Origin of the sequence: Pseudomonas sp. Leaf59 (assembly GCF_920984685.1) — a bacterium.
Taxonomy (GTDB): domain Bacteria; phylum Pseudomonadota; class Gammaproteobacteria; order Pseudomonadales; family Pseudomonadaceae; genus Aquipseudomonas.
This window is the reverse complement of sequence record NZ_CAKLBR010000008.1, coordinates 174099-200039: the sequence shown is the minus strand read 5'-3', so window position 1 is coordinate 200039 and position 25941 is coordinate 174099. Positions and strand designations below refer to the sequence as shown.

Sequence of the window (25941 nt, the reverse complement as noted above, 5' to 3'; positions counted from 1 at the left end):
TTGCAGCCGGCCCGGCATCCGTTACCATCGCGACAGTTTTTTAATCAGAGGCCAACATGTACATCTATCGATTGGTCCTGCTGCTGGTCGTCGGGATTTACCTGTTTTCCCCCGCCATCATGGATTGGTGGATCGACGCCACGGGCGCCTGGTATCGCCCTTATCTGCTGTGGCTGATCCTGATCGTCGTGACTTTCATCCTGCAGAGCCAAAAAGATGCCGATGAGCTTTAGCCTCACCCAGATGCTGCTGATCAGCGCCGCCTACCTGGCCGCGCTGTTCGCCGTCGCCTGGATCAGTGAGCGCGGAATGATTCCGCGGGCGATTATTCGCCATCCGTTGACCTACACCTTGTCCCTGGGCGTGTATGCCAGCGCCTGGGCGTTCTACGGCACCGTCGGCCTGGCCTACCAGTACGGCTACGGGTTTCTCTCCAGCTACCTGGGGGTGTCCGGGGCTTTTTTGCTGGCGCCGGTGCTGCTGTACCCGATCCTGAAAATCACCCGCACCTACCAGCTGTCGTCCCTGGCCGACCTGTTCGCCTTCCGCTTTCGCAGCACCTGGGCCGGCGCGCTCACCACCATCTTCATGCTGATCGGCGTGCTGCCTTTGCTGGCCCTGCAGATCCAGGCGGTAGCCGACTCCATCAGCATTCTCACCCGCGAGCCGGTGCAGCACCGCGTGGCCCTCGCCTTCTGTGCGCTGATCACGCTGTTCACGATTTTCTTCGGCTCACGGCATATCGCCACCCGCGAGAAACATGAAGGCCTGGTGTTTGCGATTGCCTTCGAGTCGGTGATCAAGCTGATCGCCATCGGCGGTGTCGGCCTGTACGCGCTCTACGGCGTATTCGACGGCCCGCAACAGCTGGAACTGTGGCTGCTGCAAAACCAGACCGCCCTCGCCGCCCTGCACACGCCGCTGCAGGAAGGCCCGTGGCGCACGCTGCTGCTGGTGTTCTTCGCCTCGGCGATTGTGATGCCGCACATGTACCACATGACCTTCACCGAAAACCTCAACCCGCGCTCGCTGGTCAGCGCCAGCTGGGGCCTGCCGCTGTTCTTGCTGCTGATGAGCCTGGCGGTGCCGCTGATCCTGTGGGCCGGCCTCAAGCTTGGGGCCACCACCAACCCGGAATACTTCACCCTCGGCATCGGCATCGCCGCCAACAGCCCGGCACTGGCGTTATTGGCGTATGTCGGCGGCCTCTCGGCGGCCAGCGGGCTGATCATTGTCACCACCCTGGCGCTGTCGGGCATGGCGCTCAACCACCTGGTGCTGCCGCTGTACCAGCCACCGGCCGAGGGCAATATCTACCGCTGGCTCAAGTGGACGCGCCGCGCGCTGATCGTCGCGATCATCATGGCCGGTTATGGCTTCTACCTGATGCTGGGTGCCGGCCAGGACCTGGCCAACCTGGGCATCGTTGCCTTCGTCGCCACCTTGCAGTTCCTGCCGGGCGTGTTGTCGGTGCTGTACTGGCCGACCGCCAATCGTCGCGGTTTTATCGCCGGGCTGCTGGCGGGCATCCTCGTGTGGGTGGTGACCATGCTGCTGCCGCTGGTCGGCAACCTGCAGGGTTTCTACATCCCGCTGCTGAACATGATCTACGTGCTCGACGACACCAGCTGGCACATGGCGGCGATTGCCTCGCTGGCGGCCAACGTGCTGATGTTCACGCTGATCTCGCTGTTCACCAATGCCAGCCCCGAAGAAACCAGCGCCGCCGAAGCCTGCGCGGTGGACAACGTACGCCGCCCGCAACGCCGCGAATTGCACGCGGCCTCGCCCCAGGAGTTCGCCACCCAATTGGCCAAGCCGCTGGGTGCCAAGGCGGCGCAGAAGGAAGTCGAACAGGCGTTGCGCGACCTCTATCTGCCCTTCGACGAACGCCGCCCCTATGCCTTGCGCCGCCTGCGCGACCGTATCGAGGCCAACCTGTCCGGCCTGATGGGCCCCAGCGTGTCCCAGGACATGGTGGAAACCTTCCTGCCCTACAAGGCCGGCGGCGAAAACTACGTGACCGAAGACATCCACTTCATCGAGAGCAGGCTGGAGGACTACCACTCGCGTTTAACCGGCCTTGCCGCCGAACTCGACGCACTGCGCCGTTACCACCGCCAGACCTTGCAGGAATTGCCAATGGGCGTGTGCTCACTGGCCAAGGATCAGGAAATCCTGATGTGGAACAAGGCCATGGAAGAACTCACCGGCATTGCCGCGCAACGGGTGGTGGGCTCGCGCCTCAATACGCTCGGCGATCCGTGGAAAGCGTTATTGCAGGGTTTTATCAACCTGCCCGACGAGCACTTGCACAAGCAGCACCTGGCGCTCGATGGCCAGACCCGCTGGCTCAACCTGCACAAAGCTGCCATCGACGAACCCTTGGCCCCCGGCAACAGCGGCCTGGTGCTGCTGGTGGAAGACCTGACCGACACCCAGATGCTGGAAGACAAGCTGGTGCACTCCGAGCGCCTGGCCAGCATTGGGCGTCTGGCCGCCGGCGTGGCCCACGAGATCGGCAACCCGATTACCGGTATCGCGTGCCTGGCGCAAAACCTGCGCGAAGAGCGTGAGGAAGACGGCGAAATCACCGAGATCAGCGGACAGATCCTTGAGCAGACCAAGCGCGTGTCGCGCATCGTGCAGTCGCTGATGAGCTTTGCCCATGCCGGCGCCCATCAGAATCAGGACGAGGCGGTGTGCCTGGCCAAAGTAGCCCAGGATGCCATTGGGCTGCTGGCCTTGAACCGGCGCAATTTCGAGGTACAGTTCTTTAACCTGTGCGACCCGGAACACTGGGTCGACGGCGATTCACAACGTTTGGCCCAGGTATTGATCAACCTGCTGTCCAACTCCCGCGATGCAACGCCCGCCGGCGGCGCGGTGCGGGTCAAGACCGAAGCTTTCGAGCATACGGTCGACCTGATCGTGGAGGACGAAGGCAGCGGCATTCCACAGAACATCATGGACCGATTGTTCGAACCTTTCTTCACCACCAAGGACCCCGGTGAAGGCACCGGTCTGGGCCTTGCGCTGGTCTATTCCATCGTTGAAGAGCATTATGGACAAATCACCATCGACAGCCCGGCTGACCTTGAAAGCCAACGCGGCACCCGTATACGGGTGACCTTGCCGCGTCATGTCGAAGCGACGTCCGCTGTGAACTGAGACCGTCGAGAGAATTGAATCAATGCCGCACATTTTGATCGTCGAAGACGAAACCATCATCCGCTCTGCCTTGCGTCGCCTGCTCGAGCGCAATCAGTATCAGGTCAGCGAAGCCGGCTCGGTACAGGAAGCGCAGGAGCGATTCAGCATTCCCACGTTCGACCTGATTGTCAGCGACCTGCGCCTGCCAGGCGCACCGGGCACCGAGCTGATCAAGCTGGGCCAGGGCACTCCGGTGCTGATCATGACCAGCTACGCCAGCCTGCGTTCGGCCGTAGACTCCATGAAGATGGGCGCGGTGGACTACATCGCCAAGCCGTTCGACCACGACGAGATGTTGCAGGCCGTGGCGCGTATCCTGCGTGACCGCCAGTCGGCCGGCAGCACACCGGCCGAACCGCGCCCTGCCGGCAAAACCGCCGAAAAACCGGGCGTCGACAACAGCAACGGCGAGATCGGCATCATCGGCTCCTGCCCGCCCATGCAGGATCTGTACAGCAAGATCCGTAAAGTGGCGCCCACCGACTCCAACGTGTTGATCCAGGGCGAGTCCGGTACCGGTAAAGAACTGGTGGCCCGTGCACTGCACAACCTGTCCAGGCGCGCCAAGGCGCCGATGATCTCGGTGAACTGCGCGGCGATCCCCGAATCCCTGATCGAGTCCGAACTGTTCGGCCACGAAAAAGGCGCCTTCACCGGCGCCAGCGCCGGGCGTGCGGGCCTGGTGGAAGCGGCGGATGGCGGCACCTTGTTCCTTGACGAGATTGGCGAGCTGCCACTGGAAGCACAGGCGCGGTTGCTGCGGGTATTGCAGGAAGGCGAGATTCGACGCGTCGGCTCGGTGCAGTCGCAGAAGGTCGATGTGCGCCTGATCGCCGCGACCCACCGCGATCTCAAGAGCCTGGCCAAGATCGGCCAGTTCCGCGAAGACCTGTATTACCGCCTGCACGTGATCGCCCTCAAGCTGCCGGCCCTGCGTGAGCGTGGCGCCGACGTCAACGAGATCGCCAATGCGTTCCTGCTGCGCCAGAGTGCGCGCATCAACCGTACCGACCTGACGTTTGCCCCGGACGCCGAGCAGGCGATTCGGCACTACTCGTGGCCAGGTAACGTGCGCGAACTGGAGAACGCAGTGGAGCGTGCGGTCATCCTGTCGGAGAGCCCGGTAATTTCCGCCGAGCTGCTGGGTATCGATATCGAACTCAGTGATCTGGAGGATGACGACTTCATCGGTCTGGCGCCGCAATCGGGCGCGAGCAACACCAGTCATGAACCGACTGAAGATCTGTCACTGGAAGATTACTTTCAGCATTTCGTGCTCGAGCATCAGGATCACATGACCGAGACTGAACTGGCGCGCAAGCTGGGTGTGAGCCGCAAATGCCTGTGGGAACGGCGTCAGCGCCTGGGTATTCCGCGGCGCAAGACCGGCGTTGCCAGCGAGAGTTGAGGGGGCGCCCTCACAGGTAACACCCTCAGATGTGAAAAAACTGTTACCGCAGATATTTCGCGTAACAAAAGCCGGGGCTTACGGTAACGAAGCCCCGGCTTTTTTTCGTCCGCCAAAACCCTGAAATCGCCTCAACCCCCTGATTTTACTGGGCGGCGCAAAAGTTGGCACGCACCCTGCTATATGCTTAGTACAAAAACAATAACAAGCTCTGAACAAGACAATAAAAATAAGACGAATCGACTCACGCATAACAAAAACAACACGGCGGAGGCGCAGCTAACTGATTCTTTTGGAGAGGCGTTGCATTTGGGGCTTGCCCCGCAACCAGGCCGAGAACAACAAAAACTGCCCTAAGGCAGAGCCTGAACTGGTTGGATCGTAGATCAGCAACACAGCGACCAAAGCAATCCGTTTGCTCTTGGCTCCCGATTGGGAGTGTCATGAAGGTGAAGCTTCCTGACGAGGGCGATCAATAAAAACAAAAAGCCCGACACCCATAATAAAAATAGAGTACGCAACTACTTCTGGGGGAGCTTCGGCTCCCCTTGTAGTTTCTGCGTTTTACCCCCTGAGGCATTCGTTTGAAGCTTTCAAAGCAACGCTTGCAGCTTGTTCCTACACCATCCCCTGACTAAATGCTAGAATCCCGGCCCATCATGCGGTCATTCTTCGTTATGGCCGAACATTCCTTCAAACAGTGCATCCCATGCTGAAGAAGTTGTTCCAGTCATTCCGTTCTCCCGTGCGTCGTACGCAACACATTCGCAGCACGCCTGAAGTGCTTAACAGCAATCAGCATTCATTGCAGCGCGCTCAGTTCAGCCGCTACGCGGTGAACATCGTCGAACGTTTGCAGAACGCCGGCTACCAGGCCTATCTGGTGGGCGGCTGCGTACGTGACATGCTGCTTAATATCACGCCCAAGGATTTCGACGTCGCCACCAGCGCCACGCCGGAGCAGGTGCGTGCCGAGTTTCGCAATGCGCGCATCATCGGTCGCCGTTTCAAGCTCGTGCACATTCACTTCGGCCGCGAAATCATCGAGGTCGCGACCTTCCGTGCCGGTCATCCGCAAAACGATGAAGAGGAAGACACCAACCAGTCCTCCCGCAACGAAAGCGGGCGCATCCTGCGCGATAACGTCTATGGCACGCTGGAAGAAGACGCGCAGCGCCGCGACTTCACCATCAATGCCCTGTATTACGACCCGGTCAGCGAGCGCATCCTCGATTACGCCAATGGCGTGCCCGATATTCGCAACAGCCTGATCCGCCTGATCGGTGAACCGACGCAACGCTACCAGGAAGACCCGGTGCGCATGCTGCGGGCCGTGCGCTTTGCCGCCAAGCTGAATTTCGGCATCGAGAAACACACCGCCGCACCGATTCGCGAACTGGCCCCGATGCTGCGCGAAATCCCTTCTGCGCGACTGTTCGAAGAAGTGCTCAAGCTGTTTCTCTCGGGTTATGCGGCCGACACTTTTGAGATGCTCGTCGACCTGCAGCTGTTCGATCCTTTGTTTCCGGCCAGCGCCGAAGCCCTGGAATACAACCCGACGTACACCCACACCCTGATAAGCGAAGCGTTGACCAACACTGACCTGCGCATCAAGCAGAACAAACCGGTCACCCCGGCGTTCCTGTTTGCCGCGCTGTTGTGGCCAGCCTTGCCCAAACGCGTACTGCGCCTGCAGGACCGTGGCATGCCGCCCATTCCGGCGATGCAGGAAGCCGCTCACGAGCTGATCACCGAGCAATGCCAGCGCATCGCGATTCCGAAACGCTTCACCATTCCCATCCGCGAGATCTGGGACATGCAGGAGCGCCTGCCACGCCGCAGTGGCAAACGCGCCGACATGCTGCTGGACAACCCGCGCTTCCGTGCCGGCTACGACTTCCTGCTGCTGCGCGAAAGCGCCGGCGAGCAGACCGACGGCCTGGGCGAATGGTGGACCGATTACCAGGACGCCAACGACAGCGGGCGCCGCGACATGATTCGTGACCTGGGCAGCAAAGGCGATGGCGAAGGCGTTGCGCCCAAAAAACGTCGGCGCAGTAGCAGCAGCAAGCGCAAACGCAGCGGCGCCGATGCCTCGGGCGCCGCAGGCGAATAAACGTGGAACGTATCTACATTGGCATGGGCAGCAACCTCGCTGCCCCGGATCAGCAATTGCGCAGCGCTATCGAGGCGCTGGCGCAGTTGCCAGACACCACCGTCGCCGGTGTCTCCGCCTTCTACCAAAGTGACTCCCTGCTCCCCGGCCAGCCGCGCTACACCAACGCGGTAGCAGCCCTGAACAGCAGCCTTGCGCCCCTGGAACTGCTGGATGCGTTGCAAGCCATCGAGAACGATCAGGGCCGCGAGCGCCTTGAGCGCTGGGGGCCACGCACACTCGACCTGGACATCCTGCTGTTCGGCGATCACCTGATCGATGAGCCTCGCCTCAAGGTGCCGCATTACCAAATGCACCTGCGGGCGTTTGTGCTGTATCCGCTGGCCGAATTGGCCCCGGCAAATTTCCATTTACCGGACGGCCAGCCTTTAAGCCAGTTGCTGGCAACTTGCCCGTTCGAAGGCCTGGAACGCATTCCCCAGAACTGACGCGGTCAAAGTGGGAACTGGCTTGCCTGCGAAGGCATCGACCCGGCCCAACGGAACACCGAGGTGCCTGCATCGCAGGCAAGCCAGCTCCCACACGTGATCTTCACGGCCTTCAACCTGCTGAATCGCGTCAGTAACAGGGGTAACACCGCCCTCGTAACAATGCGGTAACACATCCAATTGACTTCCCGTGTCCTCCTCACGACTATAGGCGTCCCGCTGCCGCCAACCCGGCAATGAAGGGCGCAATCCAGGCCTTATAAGCACTGCTCTCAAGACAGTGCGCCTGTATAAACGAAGACTCACGCGCGTTACTCGCTGTTTCCAAGCGCCTGAACGAGGACCCTTTCGATGCCAGACATTACCCTGACCACCTTGCAGAGCCTCAAGCTCAAAGGTGAAAAAATCACCATGCTGACCTGCTATGACGCCACATTCGCCAACGCCTGCTGCCAGGCAGGCGTCGAAGTGTTGCTGGTAGGTGACTCCCTGGGCATGGTTCTTCAAGGGAATGACAGCACGCTCCCCGTCACCACCGATGAACTCGCCTACCACACCGCCAGCGTCAAGCGCGGAAACAAAGGCGCGTTCATCATCGCTGACCTGCCGTTCATGGACTACGCCACCGTCGAACAGACGTTCCTCAACGCCGGCAAGTTGATGCGCGCCGGTGCGCACATGGTCAAGGTCGAAGGCGCGCTGTGGCTCGCCGAGTCGATCCGCCTGCTGGCCGAGCGCGGCGTACCGGTGTGCGCTCACATGGGCCTCACGCCGCAGTCGGTGAACCTCCTCGGCGGTTACAAGGTGCAGGGTCGCAACGAGGCCCAGGCGCGCCAGATGCGGGCCGATGCCATCGCCCTGGAGCAAGCCGGCGTTGCCATGATCCTGCTCGAATGCGTGCCCAGCGAACTGGCCGCAGAAATCACCCAGGCTGTCAGCGTGCCGGTCATCGGCATTGGCGCGGGCTGCGCCACCGACGGCCAGGTGCTGGTGTTGCACGACATGCTCGGCTTGTCGATCTCCGGTCGCGTGCCCAAGTTCGTGAAGAACTTCATGGCCGGCCAGGACAGCATTCACGCAGCCTTGAGCGCGTACGTCGCCGAAGTCAAAGGCGTGACCTTCCCCGCCGCCGAACACGGATTTTCTGCATGAACACCGTAAAAACCCTGCGTGAACTGCGCGCTGCCGTAACTCACGCCCGCAGCGCCGGCAAGCGCATCGGCTTCGTGCCGACCATGGGCAACCTGCACGAAGGCCATGCCACCCTGGTGACCAAGGCCGTGCAGCAAGCCGACTTCGTGGTCGCGAGTATCTTCGTCAATCCGCTGCAATTCGGCGCCAATGAAGACCTGGACAAGTATCCCCGCACCCTCGCCGCCGACCAGGAAAAACTCCTGCAGGCCGGCTGCAATCTGCTGTTTGCACCGACCGTCGAGGAGATGTACCCGGGCGGCATGACCGGCCAGACCCGCGTCAGCGTCCCGCACCTCTGCGAAGGCCTCTGTGGCGCCAGCCGTCCCGGGCACTTCGAAGGCGTCGCCACGGTGGTCAGCAAGTTGTTCAACATGGTGCAGCCGGATATCGCCGTGTTTGGCCAGAAGGACTACCAGCAGTTGGCGGTCATCCGCGCCATGGTGCATGACCTGAACATGCCGATCCAGATCATCGGCGAGCCCACCGTGCGCGCCGAAGACGGCCTGGCGCTGTCATCGCGCAACGGTTTTCTCTCCGAGCAGGAACGCGCCATCGCCCCGGTGCTGTATCGCAGCCTCAGCCGCATCGCTGCGGCCATCAAGGCCGGCGACCATGACTTCGCCAGCCTGCGTGCCGAACAAATGAGGCAGATCGAAGCCGCCGGGGTGCGCCTGGATTACCTCGAAGTGCGCCAGGGTGAGCATTTGCGCCCCGCCACGACGCAGGACAAGGACATTGTGATTCTGGTCGCGGCGTTCCTGGGCAGCACCCGGTTGATCGATAACCTGCATTTGAACCTCAACTGACCCCGCCCAGGCTGCACGCCTGTTGCCCTGATCGCCGTGCCGGTATAAAAAAGTACCGGCCACGGCGCAGACAAAGCCAAGACATATCGACACGCTAGGTTTAATGTAATCGCCCGGCGCTAAGGTTAGCGCTGTCCGCAACCCAATTGTTGCGACAAGACTGGACGTTCCGGGCTTTGAAGTGTCCTAAAGGCAGTCCCCGTAATAAAAGGAAACCCGCAGCGATGGCGTACTACCGCACTCCTCATGACGTTACCGCGCTGCCCGCCTGGCAAGCGCTCAATCAACATCGCCAAGCCATGCAGGATTTCAGCATGCGCGAAGCCTTCAATGCCGATCCGCAGCGCTTTTCCCAGTTCACCCTGAGCAGCTGTGGGCTTTTCCTCGATTACTCGAAGAACCTGATCACCAGCCAAACCCGTGACCTGCTGGTGGGCCTGGCCGATGAAGTGGGCCTCAAGGACGCGATCAACGCGCTGTATGCCGGCGAACCGGTCAACTCCTCCGAAGGCCGCCCTGCCCTGCACACCGCCCTGCGCCGCCCGGTAGGCGACAAGCTGTCGGTGAACGGCGTGAACATCATGCCGGACGTGCACAAGGTGTTGAACCAGATCACTGACCTGGTCGGCCGCATTCACGACGGTCTGTGGCGTGGCTACACCGAAAAGCCGATCACCGACGTGGTGAACATCGGCATCGGTGGTTCGTTCCTCGGCCCGGAGCTGGTCTCCGAGGCGCTGTTGTCTTACGCCCATAAGGGCGTGCGTTGCCACTACCTGGCGAATATCGACGGCAGCGAGTTCCACGAGCTGACCATGAAGCTGCGCGCCGAGACCACGCTGTTTATCGTCTCGTCAAAATCGTTCAACACCCTGGAAACCCTGAAAAACGCCCAGGCCGCCCGCGCCTGGTACCTGGCCCAGGGTGGCTCGGAAGCCGAGCTGTACCGCCACTTCATCGCTGTGTCGAGTAACAACGCGGCGGCGGTGGCCTTTGGTATCCGCGAAGAAAACATCTTCCCGATGTGGGACTGGGTCGGCGGCCGTTATTCGCTGTGGTCGGCCATTGGTCTGCCCATCGCCCTCGCCATCGGCATGTCCAACTTCAAGGAACTGCTGTCGGGTGCCTACACCATGGACCAGCATTTCCTGACCGCACCGTTCGAGCAGAACATGCCGGTGCTGCTGGGCCTGCTGGGCGTGTGGTACGGCAACTTCTGGGGAGCGCAAAGCCATGCGATCCTGCCGTACGACCACTACCTGCGCAACATCACCAAACACCTGCAACAGCTGGACATGGAATCCAACGGCAAGAGCGTGCGCCAGGACGGCACACCCGTGGCCACCGACACCGGCCCGGTCATCTGGGGCGGCGTGGGCTGCAACGGCCAGCATGCGTACCACCAGTTGCTGCACCAGGGCACCCAACTGATTCCGGCCGACTTCATTGTGCCGATTGTCAGCTTCAACCCGGTGTCCGACCACCATCAATGGCTCTATGCCAACTGCCTGTCGCAGAGCCAGGCACTGATGCTCGGCAAGACCCGCAGTGAAGCCGAAGCCGAGTTGCGCGACAAAGGCATCGCAGAGGACGAAGTGCAGAAGCTGGCCCCGCACAAGGTGATCCCGGGCAACCGTCCGAGCAACACCATTGTGGTCGAACGCATCAGCCCGCGTCGTCTCGGCGCGTTGGTGGCCATGTATGAGCACAAGGTGTTCGTGCAGAGCGTGATATGGGGCATCAACGCCTTCGACCAATGGGGCGTGGAGCTGGGCAAGGAGCTGGGCAAGGGTGTTTACAACCGCCTCACCGGCGCCGAAGAAACCTCGGCCGAGGACGCGTCCACCCAAGGCCTGATCAACTACTTCCGCGGTCGTCATCGCGGCTGATACCTGCCTCAACGCGACCCCGGCCTGCTCAGGCCGGGGTTAGCTGTTAAACTCCCCGCCCCTGTTTTCCTCATTTACAGCAAGGCGCGCTCCATGTCCCCCCTGAACCAGGCGCTGCGCGCCGCCCTCGATCATCGCCAAGACCTGATCAACGAACTGCACGCCCAGGGCACCGACTGCTATCGGCTGTTTCACGGCAGCCAGGAAGGCGCCGGCGGCCTGACTATCGACCGCTATGGCCCGCAATTGCTGGTGCAAAGCTTTCACCAGTCGCTGGACACCGCAGACCTGCTGGACCTGCATCAACAGATCAATCAGTTCATGGGCCTGGAATTGCTGCTGGTGTATAACGACCGCTCCCGTGGCAACTCGCGCATCGACCGTGACGATACGGTGTATCGCGCCGAGCCGGCGGCGCTGGAAGACCTGGTCGGCCACGAATGGGGCCTCAATTATCGCGTACGCGGGCGCCACGCCGGGCAGGACCCGCTGTTGTTCCTGGACCTGCGCAACACCCGTGGCTGGGTCAAGGCGCACAGCGCCGGCAAAAGCGTGCTGAACCTGTTCGCCTACACCTGCGGTGTTGGCTTGAGCGCGGCGGCCGGCGGTGCCCGCGAGGTGTGCAACCTGGACTTTGCCGAGGGCAACCTGGCGGTCGGTCGCGAGAACGGTCTGCTGAACCCGCAATTGCCGACCATGGCGTTTGTGCAGTCCGATTACTTTCCGGCGATTCGCCAACTGGCCGGCCTGCCCATCACCCAGCGGCGCGGCCACACACTGCCAGCTTACCCGCGCCTGGAGCAACGCCAGTACGACCTGGTGCTGCTCGATCCGCCTGCCTGGGCCAAGAGTGCGTTCGGCACGGTCGATCTGCTGCGCGACTACCAGAGCCTGCTCAAGCCGGCGTTGCTGGCAACCGCCGACAATGGCGTGCTGATCTGCTGCAACAACCTGGCAAAAGTGGGCATGGACGATTGGCGTGAGCAGGTGCTGCGCTGTGCCGAAAAAGCCGGGCGACCGGTACGCGACTGGCAAATCATGACGCCGGGAGCCGACTTTCCGTCGCAGGATCAACAGCCACCCCTGAAGACCCTGATTCTGCAGTTGTAGTCCTTTTCCCAATAGGCTCGGTGCTTCGGAACCGATAACCCGTGCCATACTCCAAGGCACTCCTGTTCGATATAGATGGCGTCGCCCATGTCCAAAGGATTGATCCGCGCCATTGGCGCACTGCTGACCGCACTGGCTCTGTACAGCTTGCTGGGTTTTCTGATTCTGCCGGGCATCGCGCTTCGTATTGCCAACCAGCAACTGGCCCATTACGCCACGGTGCCGGCAAGACTGGAGCGTATCGAACTCAACCCGTTCAGCCTGGAAGTGACGGCCTGGGGCTTGAAAGTCGGCGAACCGGGTAAGGAGCAGGTCGGTTTTGAACGCCTCTATGCCAACCTGCAACTCGACAGCCTGTGGACCCGCGCGCTGCACCTGGCGGATGTGCAGTTGGACCAGCCCAAGACCGAGCTGCTGTTCGACAAGTCCGGCACATTGAACCTGGCGCAGCTGTTCAAACTGCCGCCCAGCGAGCCCACCCCGACAGACCCGGACGCCAAGCCCTTCCCGCTGCGTATCGACAGCGTCAAGCTGGCCGGTGGCTACGTGCACTTTCAGGACCTGCGCCCCAGCGAACCCATCGAATTCCTCTACGACAAGCTCGACTTCGAGCTGAAAAACCTCAGCACATTGCCTGAAGACAATGCCGACATGACCCTGGTGGCGGCCGGCCCTGCGGGCGGGCAAATCGACTGGAAGGGCAATTTCAGCCTGGTGCCCATCACCTCTGAAGGCACTTTGAAAGTCACCGATGGCAAGATGAAAGCATGGTGGCCCTATGTGCGTGATGCCTTGCCGCTGGTGCTGGAAGACGGGGTGCTGAATTTCAACACGCATTACACCTTCAGCCTGGCCAAGGAAACTGAACTCAAACTGACCAACACCACGGCCAGCATCGCGCCATTTGCCATCAACGCCCCGGATGGCCGGCCGCTGGTGCGCCTGGAGCGTCTGGACGTGAGTGACACCACGGTCGACCTGGCCAGGCAGCAAGTGGTGGTTGGCAAAATCCGCAGCAACAAGCTGGAAACCTGGGCCGCCCGCGAAGCCGACGGGCAACTGGACTGGCAGAAACTGTTCGCCAGCCAGCCGAACAAACCGGCCAGGGCGCCGGGACCCGCCAGCGCTCCGGCGACGGCCGACTCGCCCAAGCCTGCCCCTGCAGCACCGAGCAAACCGTGGCAAGTGCTGCTCAAGGACGTGCAACTGCGCAACTACCAGGTGCATCTGGCTGACCGTCAGGCTCAACCCGCCGTCGCGCTGGAGCTGGGCCCGCTGAACGTCGATGTGCAGAACTTCGACAGCCTCAACCAGAAACCCTTCACCCTCAAGCTCGACAGCGGCCTGGGCAAGCAGGGCAAACTCCAGGCCAGCGGTGAGGTGAATCTCAACCCGGTCAGCGCGAAGTTGAAGGTAAACACCCAGGATATCGACCTGCGGGTGGCGCAGTCCTACATCAGCCCGTTCATCCGCCTGGAACTGCGCAGCGGCATGCTCGGCAGCAACCTGGATGTAAACCTCACCAGCACCGATCCGCTGAAGCTGCAGGTCACCGGCCGGGCGCAGGTCGACCAGTTGCACACGCTCGACACCCTCAAGACCCGCGACTTTCTCAAATGGCAGCGCCTGGTGCTGGAAGGTGTGAATTATCAGCACGGCGACAGCCTGTCGATCGACAAGGTCAACCTGCTGCAACCCTATGCGCGCTTCATGATCAACGATGACCGCACCACCAACATCGATGACCTGCTGATTCCGCAGCCGGCCGACAATGGTGCCAAGTCGTCGGCCAAGCCGGCAGCGAGCAAAGACAAGCCGCTGGGCATCCGAATCGGCCAGGTGGCGATCAATGACGGTTCGGCCAACTTTGCCGACTTCAGCCTCACGCCCAACTTCGCCACTGCCGTGCAGCAGCTCAACGGACAAATCGGCACGATTGACAGTCGCCAGGGCAAACCGGCCAGTGTCGACATCAAGGGCAAGGTGGACCGCTACGCACCCGTCACCATCAAGGGCAGCGTAAATCCGTTCGATCCGATGGCAGCGCTGGACATTGCCACCAGCTTCAAACGTGTCGAGCTGACCACGTTGACGCCCTACTCCGGGAAATTCGCCGGTTTCCGCATTCGCAAGGGCCGCTTGAACCTCGACTTGCACTACGTGATCACCAAGGGCCAGTTGAAGGCCGAGAACAAGGTGGTGGTCGAGCAATTGCAACTGGGTGAAAAAGTCGACAGCGCCGATGCCGTGGACCTGCCGATTCGTCTGGCGATTGCACTGCTCAAGGACACCAACGGCAGAATCTCCCTCGAGTTGCCGGTGAGCGGCGACTTGAATAATCCACAGTTCAGCGTGATGCCGATTGTGTGGCAGACCCTGCGCAACCTGGTTGCCCGTGCGGCCACCGCGCCGTTCAAGTTCATTGGCGGGCTGGTGACGGGCGGCGGTTCGGAGGATCTGGGCAGTGTGTCGTTTGCGGCAGGCTCCAGTGACTTGGACAAGAATGCCGAAGGCGCGCTGAACACGCTCGCCAAGGCCTTGAAGGAACGCCCTGCGCTGCGCCTGGAAATTGAAGGTACGGCGGCAGCCAGCAGCGACGGGCCGTTCCTGGCACACGAGCGTCTGGAGCGTGAATACCAGTACAACTACTACAAGATTCTGCAGCGCCGTGGCGACAAGGTTCCCGCCCAGGCATCACTGCTGGAAGTACCGGAGAAGGAAAAGGCGCCATTGCTTGAAGGTATCTATCGCACCCGTCTCAAGCAGCAACCGCCCGCTGAATGGAAAGGCTTGAGTGACGCCGAACGCGCGGCAAAACTGCGCGACGGTGTGCTCAAGTTCTGGAGCGCCAGTGATGTGTTACTGCGTCAGCTGGGTCAGGACCGAGCCAGTACCATCAAGGACTACCTGGTGGACAAGGGGCAGCTTGAAGATGACCGGGTGTACTTCATCGACACTCAACTGGGGCAGGCAGAGAAAGACGGCCGCGTAGTCACACCGATGCACCTGGATGCCGAGTGACCTGAGGCCTCTATAGATCCAAATGTGGGAGGGGGGTTGCTCTCGATAACGGGCTGTCAGTTGATTTATTCATCACTGACCCGCCGCTATCGGGAGCATCCCCCCTCCCACTTTTTTTGATTTGGGTACATCAGACCCACAATAAAACAGGCCCCGGCACAAGTGCCGGGGCCTGTAATGACCACATCCGTGTGGTCGGTCGCATGAACTCCGGGGTGCGTTGGGTGGATATCTGACTCACCCGCCGCCGCCATTCAGTTCAGACGCGATCGGTAGCGTTACTGAGCTTTCAGGCCATCAGCCGATACAGCTTTAACGCCTTTGATTTTCTTGGCGATCGTTACAGCAGTTTGTTTCTGCGCAGCAGTCACAGCCGCTGTGGACGACAGGGACACAACACCTTTGTTGGTTTCAACTTTGATGTCGGTGCCAGGGATACCTTTTTCGGTAACCAGGTCAGCTTTTACTTTAGTGGTGATCCAGGTATCGCTAGTCGCCTCGCCAGCGTCATGAGCAGCACCTTTGGTTTTGTCGATGCCGTCAGCCTTGGTAGCGCCGCCAGCCAGCAGGCCGTCAGCGGAAACAGCGGTCACGCCTTTGATTTTCTTGGTGATCGCTACGGCAGTCGCTTTCTGCGAGTCCGAAACGGCTACTTTGGAGGACAGGGAAACCACACCTTTGTTGGTTTCAACCATGATGTCCGAACCTGGGATGCCTTTTTCAGTCAGCAGGTCAGCTTTGACTTTGGTGGTGATCCAGGTGTCCGAAACGCTTTCCTTAGCCTGGGTGGCTTCGCCGGCCGCCAAAGTCATAGGGGCTTGGGAAGTCTGAGCAAAGGCTACGTTAGCACCCATGGCCAGAGTCAGAGCGGTAGCAGTAGCGAGAGCGAACTTCTTCATACGAGTAACTCCTGTTTTATTAAAAGACTGCAGTACGTAAATCTTGGTACTGAAGCGCTAACAGGGATATTGCAGGCAGTGTGCCAAGTTGCAGTACGAGATTAAATCCTTTAAAAACAAGGAGTTATAAAACTGCCCTGTTTCCGGAATCGTGCAACTTGCATGAAGACGGCCGGATCTGCATGCAAGTTGCGGCTTTTGTCCGTGGTGCTAAACGGCTGATCACGCCTACCTTTCGTGCGCCCATAAAAAAAGGACTCCGAAGAGTCCCTTTTCAGCATGAAGCCTGGAGGTGATTAAACGCCCGAGGCCTTGGCTGCTGCAACGTCCTTGATGGACAGCTTGATACGGCCGCGGTTGTCCACGTCCAATACCAGCACTTCCACTTCCTGGCCTTCTTTCAGAATATCGGTCACTTTCTCTACGCGAGCATCGCTGAGCATGGAGATGTGAACCAGACCGTCTTTGCCCGGCAGGATGTTGACGAATGCGCCGAAGTCGACGATGCGCTCAACCTTGCCGACATAGATCTTGCCGATCTCGGCTTCGGCAGTGATGCCCAGAACGCGCTGACGCGCAGCCTCAGCCGCTTCCTTGGATTCGCCGAAGATCTTGATCGAACCGTCATCTTCGATATCAATCGAAGCCTTGGTTTCTTCACAGATCGCACGAATGGTCGCGCCGCCTTTACCGATGACGTCACGGATTTTGTCGGTGTCGATTTTCATCGCGATCATGGTCGGAGCATTTTCCGACAGCTCGGTGCGCGACTGACCAATGATCTGGTTCATCTGGCCGAGGATGTTCAGGCGCGCTTCCAGGGCTTGGCCCAGGGCGATTTCCATGATCTCTTCGGTGATGCCCTTGATCTTGATGTCCATCTGCAGCGCGGTCACACCTTTGGCGGTACCGGCTACCTTGAAGTCCATGTCGCCCAAGTGGTCTTCGTCACCCAGGATGTCGGTCAGGATGGCGAACTTCTCGCCTTCTTTAACCAGACCCATGGCGATACCAGCAACCGGTGCCTTCATCGGCACACCGGCGTCCATCAGCGCCAGGGAAGCACCGCAGACGGATGCCATGGAGCTGGAACCATTGGACTCGGTGATTTCCGATACAACTCGGATGGTGTACGGGAACACGTCGGCGGCCGGCAGCATCGCAGCGATCGAACGACGGGCCAGACGGCCGTGGCCGATTTCGCGACGACCAGCGCCACCCATGCGACCGCACTCACCGACCGAGAACGGCGGGAAGTTGTAGTGCAGCATGAACGGGTCTTTTTTCTCGCCTTCCAGGGTGTCCAGCAGCTGTGCGTCACGGGCAGTACCCAGCGTCGCGACTACCAGCGCCTGAGTTTCACCACGGGTGAACAGGGCCGAACCGTGAGTCTTCGGCAGCACGCCGACTTCGATGTTCAGCGGGCGTACGGTGCGGGTGTCACGGCCGTCGATACGTGGCTTGCCGTTAACGATGTTTTCGCGAACGGTGCGGTATTCGATTTCGCCGAAGGCGGCTTTAACTTCGCTGGACGAAGGCTGGCCTTCCTCACCGGAGAGCTTGGCAACAACCTGGTCCTTCAGCTCGCCCAGGCGAGCGTAACGGTCGGCCTTGACGGTGATGGCGTAGGCCTGGGAGATCGCGTCGCCGAACTCCGAGCGGATAGCGCCCAGCAATTCGGTGGCTTCCGGAGCAGCAGCCCAGGTCCAGGTCGGTTTGGCAGCTTCGGCGGCCAGTTCGGTGACAGCCTTGATGACAGCCTGGAATTCGTCGTGAGCAAACAGTACCGCTCCCAGCATCTGGTCTTCGGTCAGCTCTTTGGCTTCCGATTCAACCATCAATACGGCTTCGGACGTACCGGCAACGACCATGTCCAGGCTCGACGCTTTCTGCTGCTCGTAAGTCGGGTTGAGCAGGTAGCCGGTGCTTTCGTGGAAAGCAACGCGGGCGGCGCCGATCGGGCCGTCGAACGGAATGCCCGAGATAGCCAGGGCAGCCGAGGTACCGATCATCGCAGCGATGTCCGGATCGGTCTTCTTGCTGGTGGAAACGACGGTGCAGACAACCTGCACTTCGTTCATGAAACCTTCGGGGAACAGCGGACGGATCGGACGGTCGATCAGTCGGGAAGTCAGGGTTTCTTTTTCGGAAGGACGGCCTTCACGCTTGAAGAAACCACCAGGGATCTTACCGGCAGCGTAAGTCTTTTCCTGGTAGTGAACGGAAAGAGGGAAAAAGCCTTTGCTTGGGTCAGCGGTCTTGGCGCCAACAACGGTCACCAGTACGGTAACGTCGTCATCAACGGTAACCAGCACTGCGCCGGAGGCTTGACGGGCGATACGGCCTGTCTCGAGGGTAACGGTCGACTGACCGAACTGGAATTTTTTGATAACCGGGTTCACGGTGTCCTACCTTCTTTGTGGCTCTTGGGGAACTTGTCTTCTTGCGAAATTCTTGGGCAATGTCGGGAATCGGCCCAACGCCTGTCCAGGGTAAAACGTGTATCCAGATAAAACTTGAGGCTGGGAGCCTGCCATGGGCCAGCGGGAATCCCACTGACACACGGCAGACAACCAACCTCTAGCGCAATCGCTTGTTAGCGACGCAGACCCAGGCGACCGATCAGAGCCTGATAACGACCCAGATCCTTGCCTTTCAGGTAGTCCAGCAGCTTACGGCGCTGGTTTACCATGCGGATCAGACCACGACGGGAGTGGTGGTCTTTACCGTTGGCCTTGAAGTGACCTTGCAGCTTGTTGATGTTGTGGGTCAGCAGTGCAACTTGCACTTCTGGCGAACCAGTGTCACCAACAGCTTGCTGATAGTCAGCTACGATTTGTGCTTTTTCTTGAACGTCGAGAGCCATGAGGCAATCCTTTTTTCAGGAAACCACCCAAAGGGTGATCTCAATAGGCCAGGGACAAATCCCTGTATCTAAAAATGAGAAGTGACCGTGCCTATTAACAGCCACCCTCGTTCGGTCATTCTGACCGAATCAGTCGACGCGGCGCTATGCGCCCGTCTTCGCTCACTTCACCGATTCCGATGAAACGACCGTTATGATCCTGTACCCGTACCATGCCGAACTTCGGGGCATCCGGGGCACGTACCGGCTGGCCGTTGAGCCAGTAGAACGCGCTGTGCTCCGAGAAGTGCAGCAATGGCCAATCGAGCAAACCGCTGTCCGATGGCATCAGGAAGCGATCAACCGCTTCGTTGCCGCCTTCGGCGTGAACCGCTTCCAACTCTTCCAGCGTGACCGTCTGAGCCAGGCTGAAGGGGCCCGCCTGGGTGCGTCGCAGTTCTGCCACGTACGCACCGCAACCAAGCTGTTCACCAATATCTTCCACGAGGGTACGGATATAGGTGCCTTTGCTGCAGTCCACGGCCAGGCGCGCGGTGTCACCTTCACAGGCGAGCAATTCCAAGCGCGCAATAGTAACAGAACGCGGTTCGCGCTCCACTACTTCGCCCGCACGTGCCAGCTTGTAAAGAGGCTGACCATCACGCTTGAGGGCCGAGTACATCGGCGGTATCTGGCTGATTTGCCCACGAAAACCGGGTAAAACCGCCTCGATATCAGCACGACCAACGGTCACATCACGCACCTGCAGAACATCACCTTCGGCGTCGGCCGTGGTGGTGGTCTTGCCCAATTGCATCAGGGTTTCGTACCCCTTGTCGGAGTCGAGCAGGTATTGCGAGAACTTGGTGGCCTCGCCGAAGCACAACGGCAACACGCCGGTGGCCAGGGGGTCGAGGCTGCCGGTGTGCCCGGCCTTTTCGGCATTGAGCAGCCAGCGAACCTTCTGCAACGCGGCATTGGAAGTAAAGCCAATGGGCTTGTCGAGCAGAATGATGCCGCTGACGTTGCGACGGATACGTTTGACCTGAGCCACCGCTTACTCCTTGGCGTCTTCAGGTGTGGACGGGTGCTGACTGTCTTCTGCCACCGCGCGCTCGATCAATGCCGACAGGTGCGCGCCACGCACGACGCTTTCGTCGTAGTGGAAGTGCAACTGGGGAACACTGCGCAGCTTCATTTCACGGGCCAACTGCATGCGCAGGAAACCTGCCGCCGCGTTGAGTACCTTGATGCTTTGCGCGATTTCTTCGCTGCTGTCCTGACCCATCACGGTGATGAAGATCTTGGCGTGACCCACGTCACGGCTCACTTCAACGGCGGTAATGGTGACCAGGCCGACACGCGGGTCTTTGACTTCGCGACGGATCAATTGAGCCAGCTCGCGCTGCATCTGATCGCCGATACGCTGGGTACGGCTGTATTCTTTTGCCATGTCTTGTTACCTGTTACTGCCACACGGTGAAACCCGTGGGGTCTGAAAGCGGCAAACGCCCGGCCTGACAAAAGCCAGACCGGGCGTTGCGTTTAGAGTCCGGACACGGCGCCCGGCATTTGCATGCCGGAGCGCCGCGCGGCCCTTGAAGTACGCGAGTTAGAGGCTGCGAGCAACCTGAACCTTCTCGTAGACTTCGATCTTGTCGCCAGGCTTGACGTCGTTGTAGCTCTTGACGCCGATACCGCATTCCATGCCAGCACGCACTTCGGAAGCGTCATCCTTGAAGCGGCGCAGGGATTCCAGCTCGCCTTCAAAGATAACGATGTCTTCACGCAGTACACGGATTGGACGGTTACGGTGCACAACACCTTCGATAACCATGCAACCGGCGATCGCGCCGAATTTCGGCGAGCGGAACACGTCACGCACCTCGGCGATACCCAGGATGTTCTCCCGAACATCGCTGCCAAGCATGCCGGTAAGGGCTTTCTTGACGTCTTCGATGATGTCGTAGATGACGTTGTAGTAACGCATGTCCAGGCCTTCCTGCTCGACGATCTTGCGAGCGCCGGCATCGGCACGCACGTTGAAGCCGAACAGTACAGCGTTGGAAGCCAGTGCCAGGTTGGCGTCGGACTCGGTGATACCACCGACACCGCCACCGACAACGCGCACTTGCACTTCGTCGTTACCCAGGCCATTCAAGGCGCCGTTCAACGCTTCGAGGGAACCACGAACGTCAGATTTGAGAACGATGTTAAGCGTCTTCTTCTCTGCCTGGCCCATGTTTTCGAAGATGTTTTCCAGCTTGCCAGCGTGGGCACGGGCCAGTTTGACTTCGCGGAACTTGCCTTGACGGAACAGAGCCACTTCACGGGCTTTCTTCTCGTCCGACAGCACGCTCATTTCGTCGCCAGCGTCCGGGGTACCGTCCAGGCCGAGGATCTCGACAGGGATGGAAGGACCGGCTTCCTTGATGGGCTTACCGTTCTCGTCGAGCATGGCACGTACACGGCCATAGTTCGAACCGACCAGTACCATGTCGCCTTGGCGCAGGGTACCGTCTTGAACCAGAACGGTCGCAACCGGGCCACGCCCCTTGTCGAGACGCGATTCAACCACAACACCACGACCTGGGGCCGATGGAGTTGCTTTCAGTTCGAGTACTTCAGCTTGCAGCAGGACCGCTTCGAGCAGTTCGTCCACACCAGTACCGACTTTCGCCGAAACCGAAACGAACGGCGTATCACCGCCCCACTCTTCAGAAGTCACACCGTGAACCGACAGTTCGCTACGGATGCGATCGAGATCGGCGCCCGGCTTGTCGATCTTGTTCACTGCAACAACCAGTGGAACACCGGCAGCCTTGGCGTGCTGGACCGCTTCAATGGTCTGCGGCATCACGCCGTCGTCCGCTGCAACGACCAGAATCACGATGTCGGTCGCCTTGGCACCACGGGCACGCATTGCGGTAAACGCGGCGTGACCCGGGGTGTCGAGGAAGGTGACCATGCCGCGTTCGGTTTCAACGTGGTACGCACCGATGTGCTGGGTAATACCGCCGGCTTCGCCAGCAGCTACCTTGGCACGACGGATATAGTCGAGCAGGGAAGTCTTACCGTGGTCCACGTGACCCATTACGGTCACAACGGGTGCACGGGAGAACGTCTCACCTTCAAACTTCAGGGACTCAGCCAGGGAATCTTCCAGGGCCGTGTCGCTGACCAGGGTCACTTTGTGGCCCAACTCCTCAGCCACGAGCTGAGCAGTTTCCTGATCAAGCACCTGGTTGATGGTGGCCGGGGTGCCCAGTTTGAACATGAACTTGATGATTTCAGCCGCCTTGACCGACATCTGATTGGCGAGGTCGCCAACAGTGATGGTCTCGCCGATCTGCACATCACGCACGACAGGGCCGGTTGGGCTCTGGAAACCGTGGGCATTGCGCTTCTTCAGCTTGGCCTTGCCGCGACCACCACGACGGAAGCCATCGCTTTCTTCGTCGGTAGTACGTGGGGCAACGCGTGGCGCAGGCGCTTTCTCCTTGACCGAAGCACGATGCGGAGCGTTTTTGCGCTCGCCATCGCCACCGCCGCTGCGACGATTGTTGTCGTCGGCGCGTGGCTTGTCCGGGCGACGAGGTTCGTCGCGCTTACGGGCGTCGGCTGCTGGAGCAGGTGCAGCGGCAACCGGAGCGGCCTCACGCACAGCTTCAACAGGCGCAGCAACCGCGTCAGTGGCAGCAGGTTGCGCAGCCGCAGGCTGGCGACGCGCTTCTTCTTCGGCGCGACGCTTGGCTTCTTCTTCAGCCTTCTGACGTGCAGCATTTTCTACTGCGCGACGTTCTTCCAGATCGCGTTTGCGCTCGGCTTCGATTTCTTCCGGGCTGCGCTGTACGAAGACTTTCTTCTTGCGTACTTCAACGCTGATGCTCTTGCTACCCGCAACACGCAGGGTGCTGGTGGTTTTGCGCTGCAATGTAATCTTGCGCGGTTCTTCCACTTTCGCCTTGTGGCTGCTCTTCAAGTGAGTCAGCAAAGACTGCTTCTCACTATCGCTCACACCTTCGTCGGCGGCGGTGTGCGGCAGACCTGCCTCACGCATCTGCTGCAACAGGCGCTCTACCGGTGTTTTGACCTCATCGGCCAGTTGTTTCACCGTGACTTGCGTCATGCACTTCTCTCCTCAGGCCGCGCCTAATTACTCGAACCAATGGGCTCGGGCGGCCATGATCAACTTGCCGGCACGATCTTCGTCAATGCCGTCGATGTCGAGCAGATCGTCAATAGACTGCTCGGCCAGGTCTTCGCGGGTAATTACGCCGCGCACCGCCAGTTCCATCGCCAAATCCTTGTCCATACCCTCAAGCGAGAGCAGGTCTTCGGCCGGATGGGCGTCTGCCAGCTTTTCCTCAGTAGCGATGGCTTTAGTCAACAAACGATCCTTGGCCCGAGCGCGAAGCTCGTTGACGGTGTCTTCGTCAAAGCCGTCGATGTTGAGCATTTCTTCCAACGGTACGTAGGCAATCTCTTCCAGGCTGGTGAAGCCTTCATCTACCAGCACCTGCGCCAGATCTTCATCGACTTCCAGCTCTTCGATAAAGTTTCGCAGGATGTCACCGGTTTCAGCTTGCTGCTTAGCCTGGATGTCCGATTCGGTCATCACGTTCAGGGTCCAACCAGTCAGTTGGCTGGCCAGACGCACGTTCTGCCCACCACGACCAATGGCCTGAGCCAGATTGTCTGCGCCAACGGCGATGTCCATTGCATGGGCATCCTCGTCGACGATAATTGCCGCCACTTCAGCCGGCGACATGGCGTTGATCACGAACTGAGCCGGGTTATCGTCCCACAGCACGATATCAACACGCTCACCGCCCAACTCACCCGACACTGCCTGGACACGCGAACCGCGCATACCGATGCAAGCGCCCTGCGGGTCGATGCGTTTGTCCTTGGAGCGGACCGCGATCTTGGCGCGCGAACCCGGGTCGCGGGATGCTGCCATGACTTCGATCAGGCCTTCGGCGATTTCCGGCACTTCAATACGGAACAGCTCGATCAGCATTTCCGGCGCGGTACGCGACAGGATCAACTGAGGGCCGCGGTTCTCGGTGCGGATTTCCTTGAGCAGTGCACGCAAGCGCACACCCACACGGAAGGTTTCACGAGAAATGATGTCTTCACGGGCCAGCAACGCTTCAGCGTTGTTGCCCAGGTCAACGATCACGTTGTCGCGGGTAACTTTTTTGACGGTGCCGGAGATGATTTCACCCAGGCGCTCGCGATAGGCGTCAACGACTTGAGCGCGCTCGGCTTCGCGAACCTTCTGCACGATGACCTGTTTAGCGGTCTGTGCTGCGATACGGCCGAACTCGATCGATTCGATCTTTTCTTCGACGACATCGCCTACATTGGAACCGGGATGCGTTTCGGCAACCTTGCTCGGCCAGGTTTCGATGGCCGGATCATCAAGATCGGCTTCTTCGACGACTGTCCAGCGACGGAACGTCTCATAGGCACCGGTGTGGCGGTTGATTTCCACACGCAGATCAACTTCGTCCTCAAAACGCTTTTTGGTAGCGGTGGCCAGGGCCAGCTCCAGCGCTTCAAAAATCACGTTTGCCGGTACACCCTTTTCATTGGATACCGACTCAACAACCAGCAGTACTTCTTTGCTCATCGTACGCCTCGCCTTTCGCAAGCCATTGGATCCGCGGGATCCGCGTCTCAGTCAAAACTGGGAATAATGTTGGCCTTGTCGATCATATCGATCGGCAACAGGAACTCATGGTCTTCTACCTGCACCACGACATCCTGTTCTTCTACACCGCGCAGAAGGCCCTGAAAGTTGCGTCGCCCTTCGAACGGGGAGCGCAGCTTGATCTTCACTTGTTCACCGGCAAATTTTGCAAACTGATCAATAGTGAACAGTGGGCGTTCCATGCCTGGCGAGGAAACTTCGAGGGTGTATTCAACGGAAATCGGATCTTCAACATCCAGCACACCGCTGATCTGACGGCTGACAATGGCACAATCGTCCACCAGCACGCCGCCCTCTTTATCGATATAAACGCGCAACATTGAGTGGCGACCTTGAGCCGAGAACTCAATACCCCAGCATTCATAGCCCAGGGCCACGACCACCGGGGCCAGCAAGGCCTGCAACTCTTCTAGCTTGCTCGACACCTGAACCCCCTCGTGCATGTATGTGCATGCTGTGCAAAATAAAAAAATGGGCGAAACGCCCATCCTTGAAACGCCGTCGAACAGCGGCGTTGAAAGTGTCCAGCTAACAAAAAGCCCCTTAAAAGGGGCTCCGCTAAAACTGGTTGCGGGGGCCGGATTTGAACCGACGACCTTCGGGTTATGAGCCCGACGAGCTACCAGACTGCTCCACCCCGCGACAAAGCTGGGGCGGAAGTATACGACCGATCCCTTACAGGGTCAATGTAACCTTCCACCTACAAGAAAGCCCGCAACAGCGGGCTCTCCTGATAATTGGTACCGAGAAGGGGACTCGAACCCCTACACCCTATGGGCACAACCACCTCAAGGTTGCGTGTCTACCAATTCCACCACCTCGGCAATACAGCGTTTACAACCCTTCTTACTTTTGCTCTTGAGCTGGAGGTACGTCAGTCGCTGGAGTAGCCGACTTTTGCTCTTGAAGCACCGGGACATCATCAGAAGCCGGTTTCGCCTTTGGTACTTCCAACACTGCCGGGTTTGGCAAACCTGCTTGAGTCAGCACATGAGCTTTCTCTTTAGCAAAGTAACCTAACCCCAAGCTGGTTATGAAGAAACCGGCGGCGAGTATAGCAGTAAACTTACTAAGAAAGGTAGAGGAACCTTGGCTTCCGAACACAGTATTTGAAGCACCTGCACCGAAAGACGCACCAGCATCCGCACCTTTGCCCTGTTGCAGCAAAACCAGGGCAACTACGCCCAAGGCAGCCAACAGATGAAAAACGACTACGACTGTTTCCAGCATTTT

General features: G+C 59.6%; 19 protein-coding genes and 2 tRNA genes. 10 read left to right on the top strand and 11 right to left on the bottom strand.

Features of this window, described 5'->3' with window-relative positions; genetic code table 11:
- Window positions 1–56 precede the first annotated feature (56 nt).
- From LUB09_RS11675 to LUB09_RS11630, 10 genes are all read left to right on the top strand, one after another.
- A complete protein-coding gene (locus tag LUB09_RS11675; protein ID WP_003176118.1) occupies window positions 57–233 on the top strand; it encodes a hypothetical protein in 177 nt (58 codons plus the stop codon).
- Window positions 217–3171, top strand: coding sequence for a sensor histidine kinase (locus LUB09_RS11670; RefSeq protein WP_231422629.1), 2955 nt, complete (start codon window positions 217–219; stop codon window positions 3169–3171). The genes LUB09_RS11675 and LUB09_RS11670 overlap by 17 nt, the downstream gene beginning before the upstream one ends.
- 22 nt (window positions 3172–3193) lie before the next feature.
- Window positions 3194–4621, top strand: a complete 1428-nt coding sequence (locus LUB09_RS11665; RefSeq protein WP_209984879.1) for a sigma-54-dependent transcriptional regulator — start codon at window positions 3194–3196, stop codon at window positions 4619–4621.
- Between the two features lie 709 nt (window positions 4622–5330).
- Window positions 5331–6737 carry a polynucleotide adenylyltransferase PcnB gene (locus LUB09_RS11660; RefSeq protein WP_231422628.1) on the top strand — a complete coding sequence of 469 codons (1407 nt, stop codon included), beginning with the start codon at window positions 5331–5333 and terminating at the stop codon, window positions 6735–6737.
- Window positions 6738–6739: 2 nt separating this feature from the next.
- Window positions 6740–7225, top strand: coding sequence for a 2-amino-4-hydroxy-6-hydroxymethyldihydropteridine diphosphokinase (gene folK, locus LUB09_RS11655; protein WP_209984884.1), 486 nt, complete (start codon window positions 6740–6742; stop codon window positions 7223–7225).
- 351 nt (window positions 7226–7576) lie between these two features.
- Window positions 7577–8377: a 3-methyl-2-oxobutanoate hydroxymethyltransferase gene (gene panB, locus LUB09_RS11650; protein ID WP_231422627.1), complete on the top strand. Its 801-nt coding sequence runs from the start codon at window positions 7577–7579 to the stop codon at window positions 8375–8377.
- Window positions 8374–9225, top strand: a complete 852-nt coding sequence (gene panC / locus LUB09_RS11645) for a pantoate--beta-alanine ligase (RefSeq protein ID WP_231422626.1) — start codon at window positions 8374–8376, stop codon at window positions 9223–9225. Before panB ends, panC begins: the two co-directional genes overlap by 4 nt.
- Before the next feature lie 224 nt (window positions 9226–9449).
- Complete coding sequence (gene pgi / locus LUB09_RS11640) at window positions 9450–11114, top strand: glucose-6-phosphate isomerase (protein WP_209984893.1); 1665 nt, start codon at window positions 9450–9452, stop codon at window positions 11112–11114.
- Window positions 11115–11207: 93 nt separating this feature from the next.
- Window positions 11208–12224 carry a class I SAM-dependent rRNA methyltransferase gene (locus LUB09_RS11635; protein ID WP_231422625.1) on the top strand — a complete coding sequence of 339 codons (1017 nt, stop codon included), beginning with the start codon at window positions 11208–11210 and terminating at the stop codon, window positions 12222–12224.
- Between the two features lie 87 nt (window positions 12225–12311).
- On the top strand, window positions 12312–15245 hold the full coding sequence (locus tag LUB09_RS11630; protein WP_231422624.1) for a DUF748 domain-containing protein: 2934 nt from the start codon (window positions 12312–12314) through the stop codon (window positions 15243–15245).
- A gap of 278 nt (window positions 15246–15523) precedes the next feature.
- Here LUB09_RS11630 and LUB09_RS11625 read toward each other — a convergent pair whose 3' ends face one another.
- From LUB09_RS11625 to secG, 11 genes are all read right to left on the bottom strand, one after another.
- Window positions 15524–16144, bottom strand: a complete 621-nt coding sequence (locus LUB09_RS11625; protein WP_231422623.1) for a BON domain-containing protein — start codon at window positions 16142–16144, stop codon at window positions 15524–15526.
- Between the two features lie 296 nt (window positions 16145–16440).
- Window positions 16441–18546, bottom strand: a complete 2106-nt coding sequence (gene pnp, locus LUB09_RS11620; protein WP_057008738.1) for a polyribonucleotide nucleotidyltransferase — start codon at window positions 18544–18546, stop codon at window positions 16441–16443.
- Window positions 18547–18740: 194 nt separating this feature from the next.
- Window positions 18741–19010 (bottom strand): 30S ribosomal protein S15, encoded by a 270-nt coding sequence (gene rpsO, locus LUB09_RS11615; protein WP_003176135.1) that lies wholly within the window; start codon window positions 19008–19010, stop codon window positions 18741–18743.
- 115 nt (window positions 19011–19125) lie between these two features.
- Window positions 19126–20043 carry a tRNA pseudouridine(55) synthase TruB gene (truB, locus tag LUB09_RS11610; protein ID WP_209984904.1) on the bottom strand — a complete coding sequence of 306 codons (918 nt, stop codon included), beginning with the start codon at window positions 20041–20043 and terminating at the stop codon, window positions 19126–19128.
- Window positions 20044–20046: 3 nt separating this feature from the next.
- Complete coding sequence (rbfA, locus tag LUB09_RS11605; protein ID WP_057725021.1) at window positions 20047–20442, bottom strand: 30S ribosome-binding factor RbfA; 396 nt, start codon at window positions 20440–20442, stop codon at window positions 20047–20049.
- 159 nt (window positions 20443–20601) lie between these two features.
- The gene (infB, locus tag LUB09_RS11600; RefSeq protein WP_209984906.1) at window positions 20602–23118 is read right to left on the bottom strand and encodes a translation initiation factor IF-2; all 2517 of its coding nucleotides are present in this window, start codon (window positions 23116–23118) and stop codon (window positions 20602–20604) included.
- A gap of 27 nt (window positions 23119–23145) precedes the next feature.
- Window positions 23146–24627 carry a transcription termination factor NusA gene (gene nusA / locus LUB09_RS11595; protein ID WP_003235027.1) on the bottom strand — a complete coding sequence of 494 codons (1482 nt, stop codon included), beginning with the start codon at window positions 24625–24627 and terminating at the stop codon, window positions 23146–23148.
- 47 nt (window positions 24628–24674) lie between these two features.
- Entirely contained in the window at window positions 24675–25133 is a 459-nt protein-coding gene (gene rimP / locus LUB09_RS11590; RefSeq protein ID WP_003235029.1) for a ribosome maturation factor RimP, read from the bottom strand.
- A 140-nt stretch (window positions 25134–25273) separates the two neighbouring features.
- Window positions 25274–25350: transfer RNA gene (locus tag LUB09_RS11585), tRNA-Met, on the bottom strand.
- Window positions 25351–25446: 96 nt separating this feature from the next.
- Window positions 25447–25532: transfer RNA gene (locus tag LUB09_RS11580), tRNA-Leu, on the bottom strand.
- Window positions 25533–25554: 22 nt separating this feature from the next.
- On the bottom strand, window positions 25555–25938 hold the full coding sequence (gene secG, locus LUB09_RS11575) for a preprotein translocase subunit SecG (protein WP_003235031.1): 384 nt from the start codon (window positions 25936–25938) through the stop codon (window positions 25555–25557).
- Window positions 25939–25941 lie beyond the last annotated feature (3 nt).

Excerpts from the sequence above, each read along its gene's own strand:
- panC (WP_231422626.1), top strand. The coding sequence starts at position 8,374 with ATGAACACCGTAAAAACCCTGCGTGAACTGCGCGCTGCCGTAACTCAC.
- LUB09_RS11675 (WP_003176118.1), top strand. The coding sequence starts at position 57 with ATGTACATCTATCGATTGGTCCTGCTGCTGGTCGTCGGGATTTACCTG.
- LUB09_RS11670 (WP_231422629.1), top strand. The coding sequence starts at position 217 with ATGCCGATGAGCTTTAGCCTCACCCAGATGCTGCTGATCAGCGCCGCC.
- nusA (WP_003235027.1), bottom strand. The coding sequence starts at position 24,627 with ATGAGCAAAGAAGTACTGCTGGTTGTTGAGTCGGTATCCAATGAAAAG.
- rpsO (WP_003176135.1), bottom strand. The coding sequence starts at position 19,010 with ATGGCTCTCGACGTTCAAGAAAAAGCACAAATCGTAGCTGACTATCAG.
- LUB09_RS11625 (WP_231422623.1), bottom strand. The coding sequence starts at position 16,144 with ATGAAGAAGTTCGCTCTCGCTACTGCTACCGCTCTGACTCTGGCCATG.
- LUB09_RS11630 (WP_231422624.1), top strand. The coding sequence starts at position 12,312 with ATGTCCAAAGGATTGATCCGCGCCATTGGCGCACTGCTGACCGCACTG.
- infB (WP_209984906.1), bottom strand. The coding sequence starts at position 23,118 with ATGACGCAAGTCACGGTGAAACAACTGGCCGATGAGGTCAAAACACCG.
- LUB09_RS11660 (WP_231422628.1), top strand. The coding sequence starts at position 5,331 with ATGCTGAAGAAGTTGTTCCAGTCATTCCGTTCTCCCGTGCGTCGTACG.
- panB (WP_231422627.1), top strand. The coding sequence starts at position 7,577 with ATGCCAGACATTACCCTGACCACCTTGCAGAGCCTCAAGCTCAAAGGT.
- rbfA (WP_057725021.1), bottom strand. The coding sequence starts at position 20,442 with ATGGCAAAAGAATACAGCCGTACCCAGCGTATCGGCGATCAGATGCAG.
- secG (WP_003235031.1), bottom strand. The coding sequence starts at position 25,938 with ATGCTGGAAACAGTCGTAGTCGTTTTTCATCTGTTGGCTGCCTTGGGC.
- LUB09_RS11665 (WP_209984879.1), top strand. The coding sequence starts at position 3,194 with ATGCCGCACATTTTGATCGTCGAAGACGAAACCATCATCCGCTCTGCC.
- LUB09_RS11635 (WP_231422625.1), top strand. The coding sequence starts at position 11,208 with ATGTCCCCCCTGAACCAGGCGCTGCGCGCCGCCCTCGATCATCGCCAA.
- pgi (WP_209984893.1), top strand. The coding sequence starts at position 9,450 with ATGGCGTACTACCGCACTCCTCATGACGTTACCGCGCTGCCCGCCTGG.